This window comes from Coleofasciculus sp. D1-CHI-01 (assembly GCF_040218875.1).
Taxonomy (GTDB): domain Bacteria; phylum Cyanobacteriota; class Cyanobacteriia; order Cyanobacteriales; family Coleofasciculaceae; genus Coleofasciculus.
Genome location: NZ_JAVJQP010000066.1, coordinates 1 through 3557, shown reverse-complemented (window position 1 = coordinate 3557; position 3557 = coordinate 1). Strand labels below are relative to the sequence as shown.

The following is a 3557-nucleotide window of genomic DNA, read 5'->3' as shown; positions in this document are numbered from 1 at the left end:
ACCTGATTTGACAAGAGTCAAGTCAACAAACAAATTACCCTAATCTAGGATAGGCATAGTTTTTGCACAAGCTTAATTTTTTGTCAATGCCGAAGTTTTAGAGTTTACCCACTCAGATTTTGTACACAATCTAGTACATATTCTTCTATGCATCGCTTCCTAGTCCTTTTCTTAATCGTCCAATTGCTTACTCAGAGTACTGTGTGGCTGCTCATTTGGATACTGAGTTACCAAAATGAGCGATCGGTGAGTCCGGATACTTCTGTGCTGTTTGTGCAAACCAGGAACCATCCCCATCTGGACAACCAGAAATGGTATAAAAATCCTGGGGAACATCCTCTCGCTCCAGAATTGCCTCTTTCAACCCATCTCGAAAAACCGTTTTTCCTGTATTGGGAGCGCCGCATAGCACTACTTTCACCGTCTGACAGGGGTCACGCTCCAGATCAACCCGGTCTCCCACCTGGTAATCTGGAGTATGACTAATCGTGATAATATAGCGGTCTAAACCGCGATCGCCTATTTTCGGATCAAAGACTGCGATCGCACTATAGCGATGAGCCAGTTCCAGTGCGATAACATAAGAGGCTAACACCGTTGAACGTCCATTGATTTTCAGCAGTTTCCCGCCTGTTAATTGCCCCGAATTAATTAATTCCTGTAACTGCGCCTTGACATCGCGGACAATTTGATCACCATCTACTTGCACCGCATTATTAATCTCTACTCTCAGAACATCTCCTTCCCAACGGACAAAAAATGAAGGAGTCGATAATTCAGCCGAACGCTTAACCTCTGTCACTTCCCCAGTCTGAAAATCAATGCGGCTAGCCAAGGGATACTCTGGTGTCGTACTACTCACCACCACATACGCCCCCAACCGTGTATCCGCCACTGCAACCACTCGATACAGATGCGCCACCTCATGAGCCAGGGTATAACTCGCCCCCACTGAAATCCGCCCATTAATCTTGAGCAGATTCCCCCCGGAAAGTTCTCCAGAAGCAATCATTTGCCTCACACGAGTCTGCACATCTTGCACGATGACATCGCCAGCAGCCGGAATCGGCTTCTCTTCATCGGTTTTAGCAAAATCCACTTTGAGAGTATCGCCTTCAAGGTGTATTGAATAAGCCATGATTCGGTATTCCTGATTAATCGGTGTAACGACTAAGCCTGACATAGGTTAACCTTCCTTTTTGAATTGACTCCACTATGGCAGGCAGTAAGAAAAGGGGTCTTCCAACTTCTTAACAGACAACACGCTCGGTGTGTCACAGGCAAAAGTAAGGGTTTGAGGGTTCAAAAGATTGTACAGGGTACAGAATTTACGTTTAGACACTAGGGATGCTCTTCAAAATCGACAGATTTGAGCAATTTATTCCAAGCATCGGCGACATCCTGATCATCAGGAAGTTCACGCCACATTTCTATTAAAGTGCCTAAAGTCTCGTACCAAATTCGCTGTTTTGTGGAGAAATACTGGGTTAACATTCCCAAAATATGAGTCAGTGTATTGGTCTAGGAAAGACGCGGGTACCATTGGTGACAAGTTAAGCCTGTATGCCAGTTGTCAAGGGAGGCTTTGCATCTTGCTCGCTGCATTGAGCATCTTGCTCCCCTCTTGCTCCCCTCTCCCTTGCCATAAAAGCGAAGCATCCTTAGTCCTCCCTCCTCGCAGGGGGGAACGAGAGGGGTTGGGATAGGGGCTGGGGGTGAGGGGTTGAGCTTAAGTTGACACGGGTGGATATTATCTTGCCCTTACCATAAAGGGCGAAGGTTTGTTCAACCAGAGCATTGCTATTTTCAGCATCTACACAGCACGCCACATAAAAAAAAGGCTCTTGCGTTTCAACAAGAGCCTTCAAGCCTATTAAGTTTCAGTGGATGAAATGAACCAATCTAGTCAAGATCACCCATAAACAATACTGGCTCACTCTCACGGTCAATACCTTTTTCAAATCCAGCAACCGCCGCACGAGCGCGACCTGCATGCCAGAGGTGACCGATTAAGAAGAAGAATCCTAAGATAAAGTGAGCCGCCGCCAACCATGCACGGGGGTTAACGTAGTTAAACCCGTTCATTTCTGTGATGATGCCACCAACGGAGTTGATAGAACCGTTCGGTGCATGGGTCATGTACTCAGCCGCACGGCGTAATTGCCAAGGCTGAATATCATTTCTCAGCTTGTCTACATCCAGTCCGTTAGGACCACGTAGCGGCTCTAACCAAGGACCTTGGAAGTCCCAGAAGCGCATGGTTTCACCACCGAAGATGATTTCTCCAGTCGGAGAGCGCATCAGGTATTTACCTAGACCCGTTGGACCTTGAGCAGAAGCAATATTTGCCCCTAACCGTTGGTCACGGGCTAAGAAAACGAAGGACTGAGCCTGAGATGCTTCAGCGTTGGTTGGACCATAAAATTCGCTGGGATAAGCGGTGTTATTGAACCAAACAAACGACGCCGCGATAAAGCCCATCAGGGACAACGCACCTAAGCTGTAGGAAAGATAGGCTTCTCCAGACCAGATAAAGGCGCGACGTGCCCAACCGAAGGGCTTGGTGAGAATGTGGAAGATACCGCCAGAAATACAGATCAGACCGATCCAGATATGTCCGCCGATAATATCTTCCATGTTGTTGACGCCGATAATCCAACCTTCTCCACCAAAAGGAGAGGTAGTTAGATAACCGAAGATCACCGCTGGATTCAGCGTTGGGTTGTTGATGATCCGCACGTCACCGCCGCCGGGTGCCCAAGAATCATAAACACCACCCACAAACATGGCTTTGATTACGAGCAGTAAAGCACCTAGACCTAGGACGATCAGGTGGAACCCGATGATTGTGGTCATCTTGTTCTTATCTTTCCAGTCGTAACCAAAGAAGGCGGAGTACTCTTCTAAGGTTTCTGGACCACGAACGGCGTGATAGATACCGCCTAAACCCAGAACGGCAGAGGAAATGATGTGCAGCACCCCGACGACAAAGTAAGGGAATGTGTCAATCACTTCACCACCGGGACCTACACCCCAACCTAGGGTAGCTAGGTGAGGTAAAAGAATTGCGCCCTGTTCATACATGGGCTTTTCGGGAATAAAGTGGGCAACTTCAAATAAAGTCATTGCCCCAGCCCAGAAGACAATTAGTCCAGCATGGGCAACATGAGCCCCCAGTAATTTACCGGAGAGATTGATCAAACGGGCATTACCCGCCCACCAGGCAAAACCTGATGATTGTTGGTCGCGGTTTCCCGCCACCATGGAACTACTAGAGAGCGTTACCACGGGGTAGAACCTCCTCAGGGAATACAAACTTCTGATGTGGTTGGTCTTGAGGCGCCAGCCAAGCCCGGACTCCTTCGTTGAGCAGAATGTTCTTGGTGTAGAATGTCTCAAATTCGGGGTCTTCTGCCGCCCGGATTTCCTGGGACACGAAGTCATACGCCCGCAGGTTTACCGCTAAGCCAATCACACCCACTGAACTCATCCACAAGCCTGTCACGGGGACAAACAACATGAAGAAGTGCAGCCAGCGCTTATTGGAAAAGGCAATC

At 48.2% G+C, this 3557-nt stretch carries 3 protein-coding genes and 1 pseudogene; all 4 read right to left on the bottom strand.

The features are described from left to right. Window positions 1–211 precede the first annotated feature (211 nt). Window positions 212–1183: a hypothetical protein gene (locus RIB93_RS12540; protein WP_446373098.1), complete on the bottom strand. Its 972-nt coding sequence runs from the start codon at window positions 1181–1183 to the stop codon at window positions 212–214. A 158-nt stretch (window positions 1184–1341) separates the two neighbouring features. Further along, window positions 1342–1494: a DUF928 domain-containing protein gene (locus tag RIB93_RS12535; RefSeq protein WP_446373097.1), complete on the bottom strand. Its 153-nt coding sequence runs from the start codon at window positions 1492–1494 to the stop codon at window positions 1342–1344. A 408-nt stretch (window positions 1495–1902) separates the two neighbouring features. Beyond that, on the bottom strand, window positions 1903–3264 hold the full coding sequence (gene psbC / locus RIB93_RS12530) for a photosystem II reaction center protein CP43 (RefSeq protein WP_446373099.1): 1362 nt from the start codon (window positions 3262–3264) through the stop codon (window positions 1903–1905). 7 nt (window positions 3265–3271) lie between these two features. Then, window positions 3272–3557: pseudogene (locus RIB93_RS12525) on the bottom strand (photosystem II D2 protein (photosystem q(a) protein)); the annotation flags it as partial.